17 protein-coding genes are annotated in these 20,253 nt (G+C 72.9%); 12 read left to right on the plus strand and 5 right to left on the minus strand.

From position 1 onward, the window contains the following. Positions 1-22: 22 nt before the first annotated feature. The 7 genes from ACWCYY_RS02180 (at position 23) to ACWCYY_RS02210 (ending at position 9,630) form a co-directional block, all read left to right on the plus strand. Positions 23-1,024, plus strand: a complete 1,002-nt coding sequence (locus ACWCYY_RS02180) for a proline racemase family protein (RefSeq protein ID WP_449794814.1) — start codon at positions 23-25, stop codon at positions 1,022-1,024. A gap of 105 nt (positions 1,025-1,129) precedes the next feature. After that, a complete protein-coding gene (locus ACWCYY_RS02185) occupies positions 1,130-2,500 on the plus strand; it encodes an aldehyde dehydrogenase family protein (RefSeq protein WP_449794815.1) in 1,371 nt (456 codons plus the stop codon). Beyond that, on the plus strand, positions 2,497-3,522 hold the full coding sequence (locus tag ACWCYY_RS02190; RefSeq protein WP_345289759.1) for a proline racemase family protein: 1,026 nt from the start codon (positions 2,497-2,499) through the stop codon (positions 3,520-3,522). Before ACWCYY_RS02185 ends, ACWCYY_RS02190 begins: the two co-directional genes overlap by 4 nt. Continuing rightward, positions 3,522-4,427, plus strand: a complete 906-nt coding sequence (locus ACWCYY_RS02195) for an ornithine cyclodeaminase family protein (protein WP_449794816.1) — start codon at positions 3,522-3,524, stop codon at positions 4,425-4,427. Before ACWCYY_RS02190 ends, ACWCYY_RS02195 begins: the two co-directional genes overlap by 1 nt. Positions 4,428-4,502: 75 nt before the next feature. Then, positions 4,503-5,210: a GntR family transcriptional regulator gene (locus ACWCYY_RS02200; protein ID WP_345289756.1), complete on the plus strand. Its 708-nt coding sequence runs from the start codon at positions 4,503-4,505 to the stop codon at positions 5,208-5,210. 107 nt (positions 5,211-5,317) lie between these two features. Next, a complete protein-coding gene (locus ACWCYY_RS02205; RefSeq protein ID WP_345289755.1) occupies positions 5,318-5,902 on the plus strand; it encodes a Uma2 family endonuclease in 585 nt (194 codons plus the stop codon). A 71-nt stretch (positions 5,903-5,973) separates the two neighbouring features. After that, entirely contained in the window at positions 5,974-9,630 is a 3,657-nt protein-coding gene (locus ACWCYY_RS02210; RefSeq protein ID WP_449794817.1) for an NACHT domain-containing protein, read from the plus strand. Here ACWCYY_RS02210 and ACWCYY_RS02215 read toward each other — a convergent pair. Beyond that, positions 9,616-10,521, minus strand: a complete 906-nt coding sequence (locus tag ACWCYY_RS02215) for a LysR family transcriptional regulator (protein WP_449794818.1) — start codon at positions 10,519-10,521, stop codon at positions 9,616-9,618. The two genes, ACWCYY_RS02210 and ACWCYY_RS02215, sit on opposite strands and share 15 nt — an antisense overlap. A 65-nt stretch (positions 10,522-10,586) precedes the next feature. On the opposite strand from ACWCYY_RS02215, the gene ACWCYY_RS02220 reads away from it, so the two are divergent. Then, positions 10,587-11,393, plus strand: coding sequence for an NAD(P)-dependent oxidoreductase (locus tag ACWCYY_RS02220; RefSeq protein WP_449794819.1), 807 nt, complete (start codon positions 10,587-10,589; stop codon positions 11,391-11,393). A gap of 77 nt (positions 11,394-11,470) precedes the next feature. Here the strand turns inward: ACWCYY_RS02220 and ACWCYY_RS02225 are convergent, their stop codons facing one another. Beyond that, positions 11,471-12,166 carry an ABC transporter ATP-binding protein gene (locus ACWCYY_RS02225; RefSeq protein WP_345279565.1) on the minus strand — a complete coding sequence of 232 codons (696 nt, stop codon included), beginning with the start codon at positions 12,164-12,166 and terminating at the stop codon, positions 11,471-11,473. Further along, complete coding sequence (locus ACWCYY_RS02230) at positions 12,163-13,236, minus strand: ABC transporter permease (RefSeq protein ID WP_449794820.1); 1,074 nt, start codon at positions 13,234-13,236, stop codon at positions 12,163-12,165. The genes ACWCYY_RS02225 and ACWCYY_RS02230 overlap by 4 nt, the downstream gene beginning before the upstream one ends. A gap of 182 nt (positions 13,237-13,418) precedes the next feature. On the opposite strand from ACWCYY_RS02230, the gene ACWCYY_RS02235 reads away from it, so the two are divergent. The 3 genes from ACWCYY_RS02235 (at position 13,419) to ACWCYY_RS02245 (ending at position 16,401) form a co-directional block, all read left to right on the plus strand. Continuing rightward, positions 13,419-14,627, plus strand: a complete 1,209-nt coding sequence (locus ACWCYY_RS02235; protein ID WP_345279561.1) for a sensor histidine kinase — start codon at positions 13,419-13,421, stop codon at positions 14,625-14,627. Next, positions 14,624-15,253 (plus strand): response regulator transcription factor, encoded by a 630-nt coding sequence (locus tag ACWCYY_RS02240; protein WP_345279559.1) that lies wholly within the window; start codon positions 14,624-14,626, stop codon positions 15,251-15,253. The genes ACWCYY_RS02235 and ACWCYY_RS02240 overlap by 4 nt, the downstream gene beginning before the upstream one ends. 137 nt (positions 15,254-15,390) lie before the next feature. Beyond that, on the plus strand, positions 15,391-16,401 hold the full coding sequence (locus ACWCYY_RS02245; protein ID WP_449794821.1) for an NAD(P)H-dependent flavin oxidoreductase: 1,011 nt from the start codon (positions 15,391-15,393) through the stop codon (positions 16,399-16,401). A 7-nt stretch (positions 16,402-16,408) separates the two neighbouring features. On the opposite strand, the gene ACWCYY_RS02250 is transcribed toward ACWCYY_RS02245, so the two are convergent. Both ACWCYY_RS02250 and ACWCYY_RS02255 read right to left on the minus strand, forming a co-directional pair. Then, entirely contained in the window at positions 16,409-16,780 is a 372-nt protein-coding gene (locus ACWCYY_RS02250; protein ID WP_345279554.1) for a MerR family transcriptional regulator, read from the minus strand. Between the two features lie 22 nt (positions 16,781-16,802). Beyond that, a complete protein-coding gene (locus ACWCYY_RS02255) occupies positions 16,803-18,236 on the minus strand; it encodes an aminopeptidase P family protein (protein WP_449794822.1) in 1,434 nt (477 codons plus the stop codon). A gap of 278 nt (positions 18,237-18,514) precedes the next feature. Here ACWCYY_RS02255 and ACWCYY_RS02260 point away from each other — a divergent pair, with 278 nt between their 5' ends. Further along, positions 18,515-20,248, plus strand: coding sequence for an ABC transporter substrate-binding protein (locus ACWCYY_RS02260; protein ID WP_345279551.1), 1,734 nt, complete (start codon positions 18,515-18,517; stop codon positions 20,246-20,248). Positions 20,249-20,253: the final 5 nt, after the last annotated feature.

Consider the following 20,253-nt stretch of genomic DNA (forward strand, 5'->3'; position numbering starts at 1 on the left):
CTCTCCCCGAGGAGATCCCCCCATGCGCAGCCGTCACGTGTTCCACGCCGTGGACTCCCACACCGAGGGCATGCCGACCCGGGTCATCACCGGCGGCTTCGGCACCATCCCCGGGGCCACCATGGCCGAGCGCCGGGTGCACTTCCAGCAGAACCTGGACGACTTCCGCACCCTGCTGATGTACGAGCCCCGCGGCCACGCGGCGATGAGCGGCGCGATCCTCCAGCCGCCCACCCGGCCGGACGCCGACTTCGGCGTGCTCTACATCGAGGTCTCCGGCCTGCTGCCGATGTGCGGGCACGGCACCATCGGCGTGGCCACCGTGCTGGTCGAGACCGGCATGGTCCCGGTGGTCGAGCCGGTCACCACCGTCCGCCTGGACACCCCGGCCGGTCTGGTGATCGCCGACGTGCACGTCCAGGACGGCGCGGCCAAGGCCGTGACCATCCGCAACGTGCCCTCCTACTCCGTCGCCCTGGACCAGAAGATCGAGGTCCCCGGCTACGGCACCGTCACCTACGACCTGGCCTACGGCGGCAACTTCTACGCGATCCTGCCGCTGGCCGAGTTCGGCATCCCCTTCGAGCGCGAGCGCAAGCAGGAGATCCTGGACGCCGGCCTGGCCATGATGGACGCCATCAACGCGGCCGACCGCCCGGTGCACCCGGAGGACCCGTCCATCCACAGCTGCCACCACGTGCAGCTGCTGGCGCCCGGCTCCACCGCCGAGCACTCGCAGCACGCGATGGCCATCCACCCGGGCTGGTTCGACCGCTCGCCCTGCGGGACCGGCACCTCGGCCCGGATGGCCCAGCTGCACGCCCGCGGCGAGCTCCCGCTGGAGCAGGACTTCCGCAACGACTCCTTCATCGGCACCACCTTCACCGGCCGTCTGGTGGAGGAGACCACGGTGGCCGGACGGCCGGCCGTGGTCCCGACCGTCACCGGCCGGGCCTGGGTCACCGGCACCGCGCAGTACTTCCTCGACCCGAGCGACCCGTTCCCCGCGGGCTTCCTGCTCTGACCGCGCCGGGGCGGTCGCGCTGCCCGTCCGCAGCCGCCGCCCCCACCCCCTCTGACCGACCGTCAGGCCGCCCGACCCGTTCGCCCGCCGTCCGAAAGGCACCCCGTGATCACCTCGTACAACCCCGCAGACCCGTCCGACCTGGTGGTCGAGGTCGAGAGCCCCGGCGCGGCCGGGGTGGCTGCGGCCATCGAGCGGGCCCGGGCCGCCCAGTCCGGCTGGCGGGCGCTCGGCGCGGCGGGCCGCTCGGCCGCCCTCACCCAGGCCGCCGCCGCGATCGAGGCGCACGCCGACGAGCTGACCGAGCTGATCGTCCGTGAGGTCGGCAAGCCCGCCGTCGAGGCGCGCGGCGAGGTCGGCCGCACGGTGGCGATCTGGCGCTACTACGCCCAGGCCCCGTTCGCCCCGGCCGGCGAGGTGCACGAGCCCGCCGCCGGCGAGGGCCTGCTGCTCACCCGCCGCCGCCCGTACGGCGTGGCCGGTCTGGTCACCCCCTGGAACTTCCCGCTCGCCATCCCGACCTGGAAGGCCGCCCCGGCGCTCGCGGTCGGCAACGCGGTGGTGCTCAAGCCCGCCCCCGAGGCCACCGCCTGCGCGCTGCGCCTGGCCGAGCTGGCGGGCCTGCCGGAGGGCGTGCTGACCGTCGTCCCCGGCGGGGCCGAGGAGGGCGCCGCCCTGGTGGCCGGCGCCGACGTGATCTCCTTCACCGGCTCCACCGGCGTCGGCCGGGCCGTGGTCGCCGCCGCCACCGAGCGCGGCGTCCCGGTGCAGGCCGAGATGGGCGGCCTGAACGCCGCCATCGTGCTGCCCGACGCCGACATCGCCCAGGCCGCCGCCCACCTGGCCGCCGCCATCGCCGGCTACGCGGGCCAGAAGTGCACCGCCACCAGCCGGGTGATCGCGGTCGGCGACGCCTACGAGCCGCTGGCCGAGGCGCTGGCCAAGGCGCTGACCGCGATCGCCGCGCCCGGTGCCCTCACCGAGGTCTGCGGCCCGGTCATCAACGAGCCCGCGCTGGAGCGCCTCACCACCGCCGTCGACTCCGCGGTCGGCGCCGGTGCCGTCGCGCTGGCCGGTGGCCACCGGATCGACCGGGACGGCTGGTTCATCGAGCCCACCCTGCTGGAGCAGGTCCCGGCCGGACACCCGCTGCGCACCGAGGAGTTCTTCGGCCCGGTCGCCGTGCTGCTGCCCGCCGCCGACCTGGACGAGGCGATCGCGGTGGCCAACGACACCGCCCAGAGCCTCTCCACCTCGGTGCACAGCCGGGACCTGGACACCGCGCTGGCCGCCGCCGACCGGCTGGACGCCGGCATGGTCCGGGTCAACGCCCCCTCCAGCGGCGTGGACTTCCACCTCCCGTTCAGCGGCGCCAAGGGCGCCGGCTACGGCGCGCGCGAGCAGGGCCAGGCCGTGCTCGACTTCTTCACCGCCCAGCGCACCGTCACCCTGCTCCCCGCCGGGAGCCCGCGATGAGCCCGCGCGTGGAGACGGTCGACTACCACACCGCCGGCGAGCCCTTCCGGATCGTCACGGCCGGCCTGCCGCCGATCCCGGGCGACTCGGTCGCCGAGCGCCGGGCCATCGCGCTCGGCGCCGGCGGCACCGCCACCAACCCCCGGCCGAGCGCCCTGGACACCGTCCGGCAGCTGCTCACCCGGGAGCCGCGCGGCCACGCCGGGATGTACGGCGGCTTCGTGGTGCCGGCCGACGACAGCGAGGCCCACTTCGGCGTGCTGTTCTGGCACAAGGACGGCTACTCCACCGCCTGCGGCCACGGCACCATCGCGCTCGGCGCCTGGGCCGTCGACTCCGGCCTGGTGGACGCCCCCGCCGACGGCGACGCCCGGGTGCGGATCGACGTCCCGTCCGGCCGGGTGACCGCCACCGTGCACCGCTCCGGCGGCGCCACCACCGGCATCACCTTCCGCAACGTGCCCACCGCCGTCTCCGCCCGGGGCGTCAAGGTGGAGACCTCGCGCGGCCCGGTCTCCGTCGACCTCGCGCACTCCGGAGCCTGCTACGCCTCGGTCCGGGCCACCGACCTCGGCCTGACGGTCACCACCGACCGGCTGCCCGAACTCACCGCCGTCGGCCGGGAGATCCGGGCCGCCCTGGCGGACCACCCGGCCACCCGGCACGCCTCGGACCCGCTGCTCTCCGGCGTCTACGGCGTGATCCTGCACGAGGACCTGCCCGCGATCGCGTCGGGCCCCAACCAGCGCAACGTCACCGTCTTCGCCGACGGCCAGATCGACCGCTCCCCGTGCGGCTCCGGCACCTCCGCCCGGCTCGCCCTGCTGGCCGCCGAGGGCCGTCTGACCCCCGGTCAGGAGCTGCGGCACGAGTCGATCATCGGTACCGTCTTCACCGGACGGCTGGCCGGCGAGCACCCCGACGGGGTGATCACCGAGGTCGCCGGTACCGCCCACCGCACCGGCGAGCACCGCTTCCTGCTCGACCCGGCCGACACCCTCGGGACGGGGTTCCTGCTCTGATGACCGCTCAGCTCCCGTTCGTCCCCCTCACCCTGGGCCCCGCCGAGGCGGTCGACGCCCTCGCGGCCGTCCTGCTCGACGGCCTCGACGTCGAGGACGCCCCGGCCCGCAGCAACATCCCCGTCCCGGCGGGCGAGCTGCTGCTGATGCCGGCCGCCTCGGCGCGGTACACCGGCGTCAAGATCGCGGGGGTGGTCCCGGGCAACGCCGCCCGGGGCCTGCCCCGGATCACCGGCAGCTACCTGCTGCTGGACGGCCCGACCCTCCAGCCGCTCGCCCTGCTGGACGGCGTCGCGCTCACCTCGCTGCGCACCCCCGCCGTCACCGCCCTGGCGCTGCGTCAGCTGGCCGAGCCGGACGCCTCCCACCTGGTGCTCTTCGGCACCGGCCCGCAGGCCTTCGCCCACCTGGACGCGCTGCTGGCGATCCGCCCGCTGACCAGGGTGACGGTGGTCGGGCGCTCGCCCGAGCCGGCCGCCGCGCTGGTCGCGTACGCCGCCTCGCTCGGGCTGTCGGCCGCCCTCGGCACCCCTGACGCGGTGTCGGAGGCCGATCTGGTGGTCTGCTGCACCACGGCGCGCGAGCCGCTCTTCGACGGCGCGAGCGTCCCCGACCACGCCGCGGTGGCGGCGGTCGGCTCGCACGAGCCGGCGGCCCGGGAGGTCGACTCGGTGCTGGTGGAGCGCTCCGCGCTGTACGTGGAGTCGCGGGCGGTGGCATTGCGGGAGGCCGGGGACCTGCTGATCCCTTCTGTGCCCGGGGACCGCCTTGCTAACCTGTCAGAACTGGTGAACGGCAAGGCAGTTGTCCCGACGGACCGGCCGCGCTTCTTCAAGAGCGTGGGCATGGCCTGGGAGGACCTGGCGGTCGCCTCCGCACAATTCGCTGCTGCCGGACAGAAGTAATTCACAAATCAACGTATTCAACGTAACGTGACATTGTACAATGGTGTCCTGCTCAGCCCCCACCGGAGGAACACCATGGCGGACCTCAAGCCCCGCGCCCTCATCTCCGTCCAGGAGCGCCTGCGCGACCAGGTCGCCCACGCCCTGCGCGCTGCCCTGATCTCCGGCGAACTCCGCCCGGGCGTCGTCTACTCGGCCCCCGCGCTCGCCGCCGACTTCGGCGTCTCCGCCACCCCCGTCCGGGAGGCGATGCTCGACCTGGCCCGCGAGGGCCTGGTCGAGGCGGTCCGGAACAAGGGTTTCCGGGTCACCGAGCTGACGGAGCGCGACCTCGACGACTACACCGAGATCCGCGCCCTGATCGAGGTCCCCACCGTCGGCCGGGTCACTCGCACCGCCACCCGCGAGCAGCTGGAGGCCCTGCGCCCCGAGGCCGAGGCCATCGTGGTCGCCGCCCGCAAGCACGACCTCATCGGCTACCTCGAGGCGGACCGCCAGTTCCACCTCTCCGTCCTCGGCCTGGCCGGCAACGCCCGCCTGGTCGAGGTCGTCGGCGACCTCCGCAAGCGCTCCCGCCTCTACGGCCTCACCCGCCTCGACCAGCGCGGCGAGCTCGTCTCCTCGGCCGAGGAGCACCTGACCCTCCTCGACCTGATGATCTCCGGCGACGCCCCGGCCGCCGAGCGCTGCATGGTCGAGCACCTCGGCCACGTCCGCTCCCTCTGGGCCGCGGACGAGGAGACCATCGACGAGCGCCCGGCCCTCCGCCTCGGCGCCCGCTGAGGTCGCAGGTCCTCACTCGTTCCGGTGGCCGGCGGCAGTAACGCTTGCCGCCGGAGCGGCTGGCCTACGATGGTGTTCTCGACACCGGCCAGCCGGGAGGAACGCCCATGTCCGCAGTAGCAGCTGAGCAGCCGCATCCGACGCTGCTCGAAGCCGCCGACATGATCTCCGACCAACTGGTCGGCCACCGAGTCGAGATCATCGGGGGCCAGATCACCGTGACACCACCCGCTGACGGTCCGCACGGCGAGGTGCTCACCGACCTCGTCTTCGCGCTCGCGCCACTCCACGGCGAGGAGTGCCGGCTCATCCAGGCCATGGGCATCTGGCTGCCCGCAGGTCCGTCGGACTACGCGATTCCCGACCTGTCCGTGGTGGACGCCGACTATCGCGACCACGAGGTCGCCCACAAGTGCTATGACCCTGCCGTCTTCCGGATGGTCGTCGAGGTCACCTCGAGCAACCTGGGTGACGACCTCAAGAAGAAGCCCGCCGCCTACGCCGGTGCGGGTGTTCCCGTCTACGTGATCGTCGACCGGACGAACGAGAAGGTCCTGGTGCTCACCGACCCAGCCGATGGCGAGTACCGGGTCCATGCGGTCCGCCATCGAGGCCAGTCCTTCACTCTTCCCGAGTCGGTCGGTGCACCGGTGACGCTCTCCGTGGATGCGATGCTCGGGCCGGTTCAGTAGTCCGTCCTCCTCCATCGCCCTTACCCCGGTAGCGTCTTGGGCGCAGTCGGCGGTCGGGCGGAGGAGCAGGGATGGAGCGGCGTCGGTTCTGGTGGTGGGGGCGGCGGCCGGGCTCGGAGGTGCGGGTCGACGTCGGCGGTGCCGGCGCGGTCGGGGTGGGCCGGGACGTGGTCCACGGTGCGATCGGCGAGAACGCGACGGTGGTGCACAACGAGATCACGGTGCACGTCGGACCGCCGGGCGCGGATGCCGCGCCGACGGACCGTGAGGTGGAGCAGGCGCTCGCCGGGTACCTGGCCCGGGTGAGGGAGAGCCAGCGGCGGCTGAACCTGGACGTGCTCGGGCCGGGGGACGCGGCCGGAGAGCTGCCGCAGATCGAGCTGCGCCAGGTGTTCGTCCCTCAGCTGACCCGACCGTTCGAGACCCGGCTCCCGGATGACCTGCGCCGACTCCTCACCGAGGCTGGTGAGTTGGTGGACGGTCCGCTACCGCCCGGCCTCGACTCCACGGCGGCCCAGCAGTTGTCCGACACGCAGCGGTCGGTCCTGCCCAGGCCGGTGCTGGAAGTGCTGGCGGAAGGTGCGGTGTCCCGGCTGGTGGTGCTCGGTGACCCGGGGGCGGGCAAGTCGACACTGGCCAAGTACCTCGCCCTGGCACTGGCCGGCGCGCTCGACCGACTCCCGGACGAGCTGGCCCCGCTTGAGGGCTGCGTTCCGCTGATCGTGGAGCTGCGGCAGTACGCGCAGGAGCGCTGGCGCGAGCGGAGTTTCGAGGACTTCCTGGATCACGTGCACGAGCAGGGCCGGATGGAGCTGCCGCGCCCGGTGCTCGAACACATCCTGGCGCGGGGCCGGGTGGTGATGGTCTTCGACGGCCTGGACGAGGTCTTCGACCCGGAGGTCCGCGCCGAGACGGCCCGGCGGATCGCCGCCTTCGCCATCAGCCGGCCAGGTGTCCGCATTGTCGTCACCTCGCGTGAGTACGGCTACCGTTCGCACGAGTTCAGCTCGGCGGGCTTCACGCAGGTGATGCTGCAGAACCTCGAACGGCGTCAGGTCACCGAGTTCGTCGGCCTCTGGTACACGGCGGCGCACCCCGGTGAGCCCGGGCAGGCCCGTAGGCTCGCCCAGCGGCTGCTGGACTCGGTCAGGGAGGTTCGGGCCGTCGGTGAACTGGCCGCCAATCCGCTCCTGTTGACGATCCTGGCCTCGATCGGTCTGGGCCGGACCATCCCCCGGGAGCGGCGGAAGGTGTACGAGCACGCGATCGAGGTGCTGATCGGTCGCTGGGACCGGGACGCGAAGTTCCTCAACGCGCCGGGGCCGGCGGATGCCGAGGCGGCCCGGGCCGTGGAGTGGCTGACGACAAGTCGGCGCCTGCGGCTCCTGGAGCGCATTGCCCGGCGGATGCAGGACAGCGCTGACCGGCCGTCGGGCACCTACATCCGTCATGACGAACTGATCGAGATCGTGGCCGACTACCTCACCGGTCACCACATCGACCGGACCGCGGCCGACATCGCGGCCCACCACCTGGTGGACCAGCTGCGCACCCGGAACTTCCTCCTGGCCCACTTCGGCGGTGGCGTCTACGGTTTCGTTCACCGCACCTTCCTGGAGTACCTGACGGCCAACGACATCCTGTACCGGCGCAACGAGGAGGAGTGGAGCAGGGAGGAACTGCTCGATCACCTCGGCCGGCACACGGCCGATCCGGCGTGGCACGAGGTCATCCTGCTCACGGTCGGTGGCCTGCGGCAGCGCGACGCGGCCGCCTTCATCCACTACCTCCTGCAGCGGTTGAAGGGACGGGAAGTCAGGGAGGCGGGCCTGCAACTCGCGCTCCGTGCCCTGGCCGAGCGCGATGACTTCGAGACTGCGCCGGCTCCAGGTTCGCCGAGCCGGCACCTCTCGCTCACGGTCCAGGGCAACGCGGTCATCGACGCGCTGGTCCTGGCGGCCTTTCAACGCGAGTTCCGGACGACCGGTGAGACGGACGTCGCCCTCCGGTCGGTCAGCCGCTACTGGGGCGGGCGGGCACGGTACCTGAGGTGGTATCACGCCGTGGCCTGCGACACCGACCGTGACGGGAGCGACATGGCGGGCATCGCCAGCCTGCTCGCGCGGGACCTGGACGAACTCCGCTTCCAGACGAGCGTTCCGTGGGACTCTGCGCTCCGGGAGGCAGCCATCGGGCGGTTGGGTGACCAATGGCCGGACAGCGAAGACGTGTTCACCGATTTCCTTGCCGACGCCACCGACCGGACCCGTCCCGCCGGCACGCGGGAGGGTGCCCTCGCTGCTCTCGCGCGTGACTGGGCTGACCGGGATGAGGTGTTCGCCGTGATGCGCGAGGCCGCGATCGACTCCGAGCCCGGCGTCCACCGGACCGCGCTCTACTACCTTGCCTACCGGTGGAGGGCCCGCCCCGAGGCGTTCGACACCGTGATGGCAGCGGCGACCGACGAACGCAGTCCCGGCCGCCTGCTGGCGATCGGCGTACTGGCACTGGGCTGGACCCAGCACGAGGGCGTGTTCTCGGCGGTGATGAGGGCCGCAGAGGAGATGGATCCCGAGGTCCGTGGAGCCGCTGTCCTGGCTCTCGGGGCGGACTACCGCGACCGGGCGGCAGCGCGCGAAGTGCTCTGCGCCGCAGTCGTGGATGCGGACTTCTCGGTCCGGCGGCGGTCCATGGCAGTGTTCGACCGGGAATGGCCCGATCCTGCGGAGGCGTTCGGCGCTGTCCTGGCCGGTCTGCGGGACGAGCACGAGGCGGTCCGACTCGCGGCTCTCCACACCGTGGCCCTGCACTGGCCGGACAAGGAGGCCTCGCTCGGGGCTGTGCTCGATGCCATGGCGGATGAGGACCGGGAGGTGAGCAGGTCGGCCCTGCACCTGCTCGGCACCGGCTGGCCGTCCAGCGCGGAGGCCTTCGAGGCGGTGCGAGCCGTGGCAGCTGACGGGAGCTCCGAGGACCAGGGCGGGGCCCTCGCGGTACTGGCCCGCAGGTGGACGGACCGTCAGGAGTCCTTCGAGACCGTTCTCGCCGCTGCGACCGCAACAGGGGCTCAGGGACGGGAGACAGCGGTCGCGATCCTGGCCCAGTACTGGCGGGACCGGGAGGAGGTCCTCGCCGTGGCCCTGGCGGCGGCGGACGCCGCGGAGCCTTCGGTGCGGGTGGAGGGCCTGGTCGTCCTTGCGAACAGGTGGCCGGAGGAGACGTCGGTACTCCCTCTGCTGCTGGCCGCCACCACGGACCCTCACCACGAGGTCCGGGCCATCGCCCTCCAGCTGCTGGCGGTGTACTGGCCGGAGATCAGCGAGGTGGCGACCCTCGTGATGAACGCGGTCGCCGACGGGCATCCCGAGGTTCGTGGAGTGGCGATCTCCCTGCTCGGCGTGTGGCGGGCGGACGACTCCGCTCTGCGCACCGTCGCGGCCGCTGGGGTGGTGGACGAAAGCCCCAGGGTGCGCGAGGCCGCCCTCCAGGTCCTGGCGGCCGTTGAACCGGGGCAGTACCACGGCTTGATCCTGGATCATGCCCGAACCGATCCGGAAGCCGCCGTCCGCATTCTGGCGCTGAGGCTGGTGGCGAGCATCCTGCCGCAGGAACCCGGGACCATGGAACTCCTCACCGAACTGGTCGAGGACGCCGACGTCGCGGTGGCGGCCGCAGTACGGGAGGCGCTGCCGTTGCTGGACCTGCCACGGCAGTCACTGCTGCCCTGACGCCCCGTCGGCCGCCGCCCGGAGGTGCGGCAGGAAGGCGGTGACGGCAGGGGGCAGGGCGTGGCCGCGGCGGGTGGCGGTGTGGACGTGGCGGGTGGGGGTGTCGTCGGGGTGGAGGGGGACGAGGGCGAGGTCGGGGCGGGTGGCGGGGGCCGAGAGGGACGGGACGAGGGTGACGCCGAGGCCGGCGGCCACCAGGCCCAGTTTGGCGGTCCATTCGGCGACGGCGTACTCGATGCGGGGGTGGAAGCCCTGGCGGAGGCAGGCGGCGAGGAGGGTGGAGCCGGGGTCGCGGGAGGCGGCGATCCAGGGGGCTTCGGCGAGGTCGGTGAGGTGGAGGGAGGGGCGGGAGGCCAGGGGGTGGTCGCGGGGGAGGGCGACCAGGAGGGTGTCGGTGGTGAGGGGGGTGAGGTCGAAGAGGTCGGTGTCGTAGGGGTGGCCGGGGTAGGCGGTGACCACGGCGAGGTCGAGGAGGCCCTCGCGGAGTTGGTCGAGGAGGGTGGCGGAGAGGCCTTCGGTGACCGCGATGGAGAGGGAGGGGTGGGCGGCGCGGAAGCGGGCCAGGGCGGTGGGGACCAGGACGGCGTTGGCGCTGTCGAAGGAGCCGATGCGCAGGCGGCCGCCGGTGAGGGAGCTGAGGGCGGTGAGTTCGCGGGCGGCGGTGTCGAGGCGGTCGAGGACGGCTTCGGCGTGCGGGAGCAGGGTGCGGCCGTGTTCGGTGAGGCGGACGCCGCGCGGGAGGCGGTCGAACAGAGGGGCGCCGAACTCCGCCTCCAGGGTGGAGATCTGACGGGAGATCGCGGACTGGGTGTAGCCGAGGCGTTCGCCGGCGGCGGTGAAGGAGCCCAGGCGGGCGGCGGTGCGGAAGACTTCGAGCCAGGCCATGTCCATCGCGCATGGATAGCATGCGGGACATTCGTTTGTCGCCTGGGTTCGGGCTGCCTACGGTGAGGGGCATGGAGACGATCGCATTCCTCGGGCTGGGCCGGATGGGCCTGCCGATGGCCAAGCGCCTCACGGCAGTTGGGTTCGACGTGCGGGTGTGGAACCGCACGCCCGGCAAGGGGGCCGGGCTGGAGGAGGCCGGCGGCGCGGCGGAGGCGGTGCGCGGGGCCGGGGTGGTGGTGACGATGCTGGCCGACGGGGCTTCGCTGCGGGAGGTGGCGGGGCGGATCGTCGGGGAGCTGGCGCCGGGGACGCTCTGGGTGGAGATGTCCTCGGTGGGGCCGGTGGCGGTGGCGGAGCTGCGTGCCGAACTCCCGCATGGGGTGGGCCTGGTGGACGCCCCGGTGCTCGGCAGCGTGGGCCCGGCCGCGAGCGGCGGGCTGACCGTGCTGGCCGGTGGCCGGGCGGAGGACGTGGCGCGGGCCCGGCCGGTGCTGGCGGCGCTGGGCACGGTGGTGGACTGCGGCGGGCCGGGCACGGGTGCGGCGCTCAAGGTGGTGGTGATCAGCGCGATCGTCGGGGGAGTCGCGCTGGTCGGTGAGGCCTTGGCGGTGGCCGACGGCTACGGCCTGCCGGCGGAGTTGACGGCGGAGGTGCTGGGGGCGGGTCCGCTGGCGGGGCTGCTGGCGCGGGCCACCAGCACGGAGGCGGACTTCCCGGTCCGGCTGGCCGCCAAGGACGTCGCCCTGGCGGCCGGCACCGGCCCGGTGCTCGCGGCGGTGGCGGAGGGCCTCAACTCCCGCCCTGGGCTGGCGGAGCAGGACCTGGCCCGGTACGTGGACGCGCTCCGCGCCGAGGCGGCCGCCCCGGCGCGGTAGCACCGAGGCGCCGGAACCGACGCGGCGCCCGTTCCGGGCCGAACGGGGGTTGGCCCGGAACGGGGGCGCGCGATGCGTCAGCGCAGCCGGCCGTCGTGCATCTCCAGGACCCGGTCGACCCGGCCCAGCAGGTCGCGGTCGTGGGTGACCATGACCGTGGCGGTGCGGTGCTCGCGGGTGATCTCGGCAAGCAGCTCGACGATCTGGGCGCCGCGTTCGTGGTCCAGGGCCGAGGTGGGTTCGTCCACCAGCAGGACGGACGGGGAGCCGAAGAGCGCGCGGGCGATGTTGACCCGCTGGCGTTCGCCGCCGGAGAGCTGGTGCGGGCGGCGGCGCTGCTTGGCCGGGTCCAGGCCGACCGAGGCGAGCAGGGCCTCGGCCCGGGCCCGGGCGGCCCGGACGGACCCGCCGCGGACGGACTCCAGCACCAGCAGCTGCTCGACGGCGGTGAGCGAGGCCAGCAGGTTGGACTGCTGGAAGACGATGCCCAGGCGCTCCCGGCGCAGCGCGGCCCGGTCCTTCTCGCCGAGCGCGCCGACCTCCTGACCGTCTATCAGCACCCGCCCGGAGTCCGGCCGCAGCAGGGTGGCGGCCACCGCCAGCAGCGAGGACTTGCCGGAGCCGGACGGCCCGGCGACGGCGGTGAACTCGCCGGGGGCGACCGCCAGCGAGACGGCGTCCAGGGCGGTGAGCCGGGCCTCGCCGTCGGGGTAGGTGAGGGTGACGTCCTCCAGCGCGAGGCCGGTACGGACAGCGGTGGTGGTGGCGGTCATCGGTTGGCTCCCAGCGCGGCCAGCGGGTCGACGGAGGTGATGCGGCGGACGGCGAGCACGGCCCCGAGCAGGCCGAGCAGCACCATCGCGGTGACGGGCACGAAGACGCTCAGGAAGCTGACGTCGAAGGGCACGGCCGAGGCAGCGAACAGCCCGCCGACCCCGCCGAGCAGCCCGCCCAGCAACGCCCCGCCGAGCAGCACGGCGGCCGCCTGCGCGAGCGCGTCCCGCACCAGGTAGGCGCTGCTCGCGCCGACCGCCTTGAGCACCGCGATGTCGGGCTTGCGCTGCACCGTCCAGACCGTGAAGAAGGCCCCGACCACCAGCGCGCTGACCGCGAACAGGAAGCCCTGGATCATCTGGAGCGACCCCTGCTCGGCCGAGTAGCCGTTGATTCCCGCCAACGCGTCGGACAGCGCGACGGTCTCGGTGCCCTGGGCCGCGTCCAGCGTCGCGAGGTCGGTGCCGCCAGCCACGTCCAGGGCCAGCGCGGTGGGCTGGGTCTGGCTGCTGACCCGCTCCCAGGTCGCCACGGTGGTCCACACGGTGGGGGCGTGCCCGTACGAGCGGGGCGCGGTGATGCCGGAGACGGTGAGCTGGACGGGGCCCAGCTTCACCTGCTGACCGACCGTCAGGTGGTACTCCTCGGCCGCGTCCGAGCCGACCGCGACCTGCCCGTCCGCGGGCTGGGCGCCGGACTCCAACGGCGGCAGCAGCGCGCCCGGCGCCCCGAACACGCTCACCGAGGCGGCGGCCGCGCTGCCCGTCAGCCTGGTCATCGAGATGCCCAGCGGCTGCGCCGACTTCACGCCCGGGGCGGCGGCCAGTGCGGCGGCCTGCTCGGGGGAGACGGTGGAGTTGCTGAACGAGACGGTGGGCGCGGCCCCGGCGGGGGCGCCGAAGACGATGCGGTCGGCCGGGAGCTCGGCGACGGTGGAGGAGGCGGCGGAGGCGAGCCCGCCGGTGAGGCCGTAGAGGAAGACGACCAGTGTGGTTATCAAGGTGACCACCGCGCACATCAGGGCGAAGCGCCCTCTGGCGAAACGGATGTCCCGTAGTGCGACGAACACGGTGACCCTCTCGGGGAAGAACGGAGTGGTTCAGACTCCTCCACCCTGTCGGCGCGCGGGCTCCGTTCCATCAGGGAGAGGAAGGGGAGTCCACTCCTGCGGGGGATGCACCCCGGAATCCATCGAACGGTTGATGCCGTGGCGGCCTGAGCCGCCACCGCCACCCCGTACCCTCGGAAGGCGTGACCGCCACCGAACCCCACCCCGGAGCGACCCCCGCGCTGCGGCTGATGAACTTCGCCCTGCACGGGCTGTTCGCCGCCCTGCTCGTGGTGCTGCTCGCGCGCGGCCTGGCGGTCGGCAACCTCGGTCCCGGCGCGGTGATCACCGCGATGGTGCTGGCCGCCGTCTACCTGAGCGGCGGGGCGGTGGAGGCCATCCGTACGGACAGGCGCTGGGCCTGGGTCTGGTTCGGCGCGGTGCTGCTGCTCTGGATCGGGCTGACACTCCAGCACCCCGAGTTCTGCTACCTGGCCTTTCCGCTCTACTTCGTCTGCCTCCACCTGATGCCGGTCCGCTGGGCCGTGCTCTCGGTGGCCGGGCTGACCGCCGTGGTGGTCGCCGCCCAGGCCGGGACGGACGGTGGCCTGACCACGCCCAAGGTGCTCGGCCCGGTGGCCGGCGCCGTGGTCGCCCTGCTCACCGCCTACGGCTACGCCGCGCTCTACCGGGAGAGCCGGGAGAAGCAGCGCCTCATCGACGACCTGGTGCGCACCCGGGGCGAGCTTGCCGCCACCCAGCGGGAGGCCGGCCGGCTGGCGGAGCGTCAGCGGCTGGCCCGGGAGATCCACGACACCCTGGCGCAGGGCCTGTCCAGCATCGTGCTGCTGGCGCGGTCGGCGGAGTCCGCACTGCCGGACGGGGCCGCGACGGCCCGGGAGCGGATCGCCGAGGTCGGGGCCACCGCCTCGGCGAACCTGGCGGAGGCGCGCAGGTTCGTGCAGGCACTGACGCCGCCGGCCCTGGACGACGCCACCCTCTGCGAGGCGCTGCGCCGGCTGACGGCCGGTCAGGGCGCGGCGTTCCACCTTGACGGCGAGCCGTACCCGCTGCCGGTGGAGGCGGAGGTGGCGTTGCTGCGGCTCACCCAGGAGGCGCTGGCCAACGCCGTCCGGCACGCGCGGGCCAGGGCGGTCGCGGTGACCCTGACGTACCTGGACGACGAGGTGACGCTGGACGTGTTCGACGACGGGGTGGGCTTCGACCCGCAGGCCCTCCCGGAAGCGGGGCGGGCCCGGTTCGGGCTGCACGGGATGAGGGAGCGGATCGCGGCGCTGGGCGGCAGCCTGACGGTCGAGTCCGCACCGGGGGAGGGCACGGTGGTCGCGGTGTCGCTGCCGCTGCGGGCGATCGAGACGGCGGAGAGCGTGATGATGCGGGAGGCGTCGTGATCCGGGTGGTGCTGGTGGACGATCACCCGGTGGTGCGGCGCGGGCTGCGGGCCATGGTGGACGAGCTGCCGGAGCTGGAGGCGGTCGGCGAGGCGGCCGACGGGGCCGAGGCGCTGCGGGTGCTGGAGGGGCTGGCGGAGCGGCCGGACGTGGTGCTGATGGACCTTCAGATGGGGTCGGGCATGCACGGGGTCGAGGCGACCCGGCGGATCACCGCGCTGCCGGACCCGCCGGCGGTGCTGATCCTCACCACGTACAGCACGGACGCGGACATCCTGTCGGCGGTCGAGGCGGGAGCGACGGGCTACCTGCTGAAGGACGCCCCGCCGGAGGAGCTGGTGGCGGCGGTGAAGGCCGCCTCCCGCGGGGAGACGGTGCTGGCGCCGCCGGTCGCGGCGCGGCTGCTGGGGCGGGTGCGGGCGGGGCGGCCGACGCTGTCCCCGCGCGAGGCGGAGATCCTGCAGCTGCTGGCGGAGGGGCTGGCCAACCGGCAGATCGCCAAGCGGCTGTTCATCAGTGAGGCGACGGTGAAGACGCACCTGGTGCACATCTACGACAAGCTCGGCGTCGACAGCCGCACGGCGGCCATCGCCTCCGGCCTGGCCAGCGGGCTGATCAGGCCGTAATTGGCTACCCCGGGGGCGCGGGGAACTGCGCGAGTTCGGAAGGCGGACCAGTGTGAGGTCGGGGCAGGCGAGCCAGTTGCACGTGCTGCCGTTCCCCTGCGCGCAGTTCCTCGCGCCCCCGGGATAACGTGGTTGCCATGGTTGTTCCGTCGATCGTTGCCGCTCCGATGGCAGGGGGCGGGTCCACCCCGGAGTTGGTGGCCGCCGTGAACGACGGTGGCGGGCTGGGGTTCCTGGCGGCCGGGTACAAGAGCACCACGGCCCTGGCCGAACAGATCGCCGCGACCAGGAAGCTGACGGGCCGTCCGTTCGGGGTGAACCTGTTCGTGCCGGACGTGCCCTCCGACCCGGCGGCGGTGGCCGCGTACCGGGAGGTGCTGCGGGCGGAGGCCGAGCGGTACGGGGTGGTGCTGCCGGAGGAGCTCGGGCCGGACCGGGACGGGTGGGAGGAGAAGACCGCGCTGCTGCTGGCGGATCCGGTGGCGGTGGTCTCGTACACCTTCGGGCTGCCGAGCGCCGCCGAAGCCGCGGCGTTCCGGGCGGCGGGCACGTACCAGGTGGCCACCGTCACCACCCTCGACGAGGCGCTCGCCGCGGCCGCGCGGGGGATGGACGCGCTCTGCGTGCAGGGCCCGGAGGCCGGCGGCCACCGCGGCACCCACCGGGCGGACGCGGTGCCGGGCACCACTCCGCTGCCCGCGCTGCTCCGCGAGATCGGAACAGCGGGCCTGCCGATGATCGCGGCGGGCGGCCTGGCCGACGGCCCGTCACTCGTCGCCGTCCGCGAGGCCGGAGCAGTGGCCGCGCAGATCGGCACCGCCTACCTGCGCACCGACGAGTCCGGGGCGAACGAGCCCTACAAGAAGGCCCTCGCCGGGCACCCCGGCCCGACCACCGTGACGCGGGCCTTCACCGGCCGCCCGGCCCGCGGCCTGCGCAACGCCTTCATCGACCGCTACGGCCCGCTCGCCCCGACCGGCTACCCGGAGGTGCACCACCTGACGGCTCCGCTGCGGGCCGCCGCGACCGCCCGGGGCGACCTGGAGGCGATGCACCTGTGGGCCGGCACCGCCCACCACCTGGCCCGCACCGGCCCGGCCGAGGCGCTCACCCGCGAGCTCACGGCCGCCTTCGAGCAGACGGCCTGACGGGGCCTCAGAGGACCTCGCGGTAGTAGGCGATCTTGTCGCGGATGGCCTGGCGCTGCCGCTGGAGTTCCCGGATCTGGGCCTCGACCTGTTCGTCGTGGGCCTCCAGGACCGCCAGCCGCGCGGCGACCGTGGAGTCCCCGGCCCGGACCAGCTCCGCGTAGTCGCGCATGTCGGCGATGGGCATCCCGGTGTCCCGCAGGCAGCGCAGCACGCCCAGCCAGGCCAGGTCGTGGGCGGTGAAGCGGCGGTGTCCGCTGGCCGAGCGGCGCACCTCACCGAGCAGGCCGATCTTCTCGTAGTACCGCAGGGTGTCAAGACTGAACCCCGACTCGGCGACTGCCTGAGCCGGGGTCAGTTCAACGTCGGTGTCCGTCATGGATCCATGATGGCAAGGAGGTTCAGCCCAGCAGGGTGCCCATCCACTCCTCGATACCGGCCACCGAGCGCGGGAGCGCGCCGGACATCAGACGGGCGCCGTCGGCGGTGATGACGAGGTCGTCCTCGATCCGGACGCCGATGCCGCGCAGCTCGGCCGGCAGGGTCTCGTCGTCGGGCTGGAGGTAGAGGCCGGGCTCGACGGTGAGGACCTGGCCCTCCTCCAGCTTGCCGTCGAGGTAGGTCTCGGCGCGGGCCTTGGCGCAGTCGTGGACGTCCAGGCCGAGCATGTGGCCGCTGGAGCAGAGGGTGTAGCGGCGGAACAGGCCGCTGTCCTCCCGCATGGCCTCGTCCGCGCTGATCTTCAGCACGCCCCAGTCGGCCAGGCCCTCGGCGATCACCCGCATGCCGGCCCGGTGGAAGTCGCGGAAGCTGGCGCCGGGCTTGAGGGTGGCGATTCCGGCGTCCTGGGCGGCGAGCACCAGCTCGTAGACCTGGCGCTGGACGGGGGAGAAGGTGCCGCTGAGCGGGAGGGTGCGGGTGATGTCGGCGGTGTAGAGGGAGTCGGTCTCCACGCCGGCGTCGAGCAGCAGCAGCTTGGAGGGGTCGAGGGCGCCGTCGTTGCGGATCCAGTGCAGCACGCAGGCGTGGGCGCCGGAGGCGACGATGGTGTCGTAGCCGGTGCCGTTGCCCTCGGCGCGGGCGCGGAGGTTGAAGGTGCCCTCCAGCCAGCGCTCGCCGCGGCCGTGCTTCAGCGCGAGCGGCAGGGCGCGGACGACGTCCTCGAAGCCGGTGGTGGTGAGGTCGACGGAGAGCTGGAGCTGCTCCACCTCCCAGCTGTCCTTGACCAGCCGGAGCTCGGAGAGCGTCGAGGCGAGCTGCGCGTCGGAGGGCAGCACCGCGTCCAGCAGCGGGTCGACGCCGCCGAGCAGGCGGGTGGGGGCCTGAGGACCCTTCAGCAGGTCCTCCAGCTCGTCCAGGTGGGCGGTGCGGATGCTGGTGAGCTGGGCGGCCTCGTCCAGGTCGGGGCGGCGGCCGACCCAGAACTCGCCGTAGCGGCGGTCGCGGTAGAACTCGGAGCCGTAGGGGCTGCCGCCGCCGCGGGGGGAGCGCGGGCGCAGGTAGAGGACCGGCTCGCCGCTCGGCTCGACCACCAGGACGTGGCCGACCTGCTCCTCGCCGGTGAGGCCGGTGAGCCAGGCGTAGGCGCTGTGCGGGCGGAAGCGGTAGTCGCAGTCGTTGCTGCGGACCTTCAACTGGCCGGCGGGGACGACCAGCCGCTCCCCGGGGAAGGCGGCGGCCAGCCTGGCCCGGCGGGCGGGCATGAACGCGTAGCCGTTCACCCGGTCGGTGGCGGGCAGCGGGGTGGCGGCCCAGCCGGTGCCCATGAAGGCGTCCAGCGCGGGGGAGACGGGCAGGTCGTGGCTGCCGGTGTTGAGGGGGCGGGGGTCGGACACGGCTGCGGCTCCTTCGCCGGACTGGACGGTGGTGGTGCTGTTACGCACGTACGGGTCTGACGTGCAGTGTTTCCTTGCGCGTGGCGGGAGTTGAGGGGCTGGAGGGACACAGGTCGGTAACGGCCCGCTCCATCTCTTGCCAGTGCAATTTCACATTACTATGTTACGGGTCACACCTTGGAGCGGCTAGACCCCGGCGGGCAGCACTCCTGGTGGCCCCGGATCAGCCCCGGGGCGGACCAAGGCCGCAACTGCGGCCTTCCACTGCGGAGTTGCACATGACCAGGCGCATCCACGCCGCGCTCGCGACCGCGATCACGGCAGCACTCACCCTCGGCCTCGGGGCCTGTTCGAGCACCGGCTCGTCCTCCGACGACACGGACAAGCCGGTCGTCACGGCCGGTGACGGCATCATCGGCGGCACCCCCGTCAAGGGCGGCACCCTGAACCTGCTGTCGAACACCGACTTCGACCAGCTGGACCCGACCCGCAACTGGACCATGCCGGTGATGGACTTCGGCGTGCGCGTCCTCTACCGGACCCTCACCACCTTCAAGGCGGCGCCCGGCGCCGAGGGTCTGAAGATCGAGCCGGACCTGGCCACCGACCTCGGCCAGTCCAGCGACGGCGGCAAGACCTGGACCTTCAAGCTGAAGGACGGCCTCAAGTACGAGGACGGCACCCCGATCGTCGCCGACGACATCAAGTACAACGTCGAGCGCTCCTACTCGCCGGAGCTCCCCGGCGGCCCGGACTACGCCCGGGTCTACCTGAACGCCCCCGAGGACTACAAGGGCCCGCTCACCGGCCAGCGCCTCGGCAAGGAGTCCATCGAGGTCCCGGACGAGAAGACCATCGTCTTCCACCTCAAGCGCCCGGTGGCCGAGTTCGGCTACACCGTGACACTGCCGACCTTCGCCCCGGTGCCGAAGGCCAAGGAGGCGGGCGCCAACTACAGCAACCACCCGGTCTCCTCCGGTCCGTACAAGATCGAGAGCTACGACCGCGGCAAGCGCATGGTGCTGGTCCGCAACACCTTCTGGGACGAGAAGACCGACACCGTCCGCAAGGCGTACCCGGACAAGATCGTGGTCGACCAGACCCTCAAGGGCACCGGTGTGGCCGAGCGCCTGATCGCCGACCAGGGCGAGGACAAGAACTCGCTCTCCTACGTCGACCTGGTCGCGTCGAAGATCAGCGAGGTGCTCACCAACCCGGAGCTGAAGGCCCGTCTGATCTCCGAGAACGCGGGCTGCACCACCTCGCTGCAGATGGACAACAGCAAGGCCCCGTTCAACGACCCCAAGGTCCGCCTCGCGATGCAGTACGCGGTGGACAAGGAGTCGTTCCAGGCGGCCCAGGGCGGTCCGGCCTTCGTCGACATCGCCACCACCTACCTGCCGCCGGTGCTCACCGACGGCAAGTCGGTCGACCACTTCAAGATCAAGCCGGGCGGCGACGTCGACAAGGCCAAGGCCCTGCTGGCCGAGGCGGGCCAGGCGGCCGGCTTCAAGACCGAGCTCACCACCTCCACCGGTGGCAAGCAGCAGGCCGAGGCCGTCCAGGCGGCGCTGAAGAAGGTCAACGTCGACGTCACCATCAACGTGGTGGACCCGACCGCCGTCAACTCGATCGTCGGTGACAAGACCAAGCAGACCGGTCTGTCGATCAGCGGCTGGTGCCCCGACTACCCGTCGGCCGCCACCTTCCTGCCGATGATCTACGACGGCAAGATCATCAAGGACAAGGGCAACTTCGGCAACGTCACCCGCTTCAACGACCCGGCCACCAACGCCGAGCTGGACCGGATCGCGGGCCTGAGCGACAAGGCCGAGGCCGACAAGGCGTGGCTCGCCCTGGACTCCTCGATCATGGACAAGTCGCCCGCCGTGCCGCTGGCCTGGGCCAAGAAGCCGCTGCTGGTCGGCTCCAACATCGCCGGCGCCTTCGCCCACCCCGTGTGGGCCGGCCAGGTCGACTACGCCGTCATCGGCCTGAAGTCCGTCAAGTAACCCGG

This window comes from Kitasatospora sp. NPDC001664 (assembly GCF_053596675.1).

What these genes read in the sequence shown, in the direction of transcription:
- ACWCYY_RS02180 (WP_449794814.1), top strand. Translation starts at nt 23, where the DNA reads ATGCGCAGCCGTCACGTGTTCCACGCCGTGGACTCCCACACCGAGGGC.
- ACWCYY_RS02190 (WP_345289759.1), top strand. Translation starts at nt 2,497, where the DNA reads ATGAGCCCGCGCGTGGAGACGGTCGACTACCACACCGCCGGCGAGCCC.
- ACWCYY_RS02195 (WP_449794816.1), top strand. Translation starts at nt 3,522, where the DNA reads ATGACCGCTCAGCTCCCGTTCGTCCCCCTCACCCTGGGCCCCGCCGAG.
- ACWCYY_RS02200 (WP_345289756.1), top strand. Translation starts at nt 4,503, where the DNA reads ATGGCGGACCTCAAGCCCCGCGCCCTCATCTCCGTCCAGGAGCGCCTG.
- ACWCYY_RS02205 (WP_345289755.1), top strand. Translation starts at nt 5,318, where the DNA reads ATGTCCGCAGTAGCAGCTGAGCAGCCGCATCCGACGCTGCTCGAAGCC.
- ACWCYY_RS02210 (WP_449794817.1), top strand. Translation starts at nt 5,974, where the DNA reads ATGGAGCGGCGTCGGTTCTGGTGGTGGGGGCGGCGGCCGGGCTCGGAG.
- ACWCYY_RS02215 (WP_449794818.1), bottom strand. Translation starts at nt 10,521, where the DNA reads ATGGACATGGCCTGGCTCGAAGTCTTCCGCACCGCCGCCCGCCTGGGC.
- ACWCYY_RS02220 (WP_449794819.1), top strand. Translation starts at nt 10,587, where the DNA reads ATGGAGACGATCGCATTCCTCGGGCTGGGCCGGATGGGCCTGCCGATG.
- ACWCYY_RS02225 (WP_345279565.1), bottom strand. Translation starts at nt 12,166, where the DNA reads ATGACCGCCACCACCACCGCTGTCCGTACCGGCCTCGCGCTGGAGGAC.
- ACWCYY_RS02245 (WP_449794821.1), top strand. Translation starts at nt 15,391, where the DNA reads ATGGTTGTTCCGTCGATCGTTGCCGCTCCGATGGCAGGGGGCGGGTCC.
- ACWCYY_RS02250 (WP_345279554.1), bottom strand. Translation starts at nt 16,780, where the DNA reads ATGACGGACACCGACGTTGAACTGACCCCGGCTCAGGCAGTCGCCGAG.
- ACWCYY_RS02260 (WP_345279551.1), top strand. Translation starts at nt 18,515, where the DNA reads ATGACCAGGCGCATCCACGCCGCGCTCGCGACCGCGATCACGGCAGCA.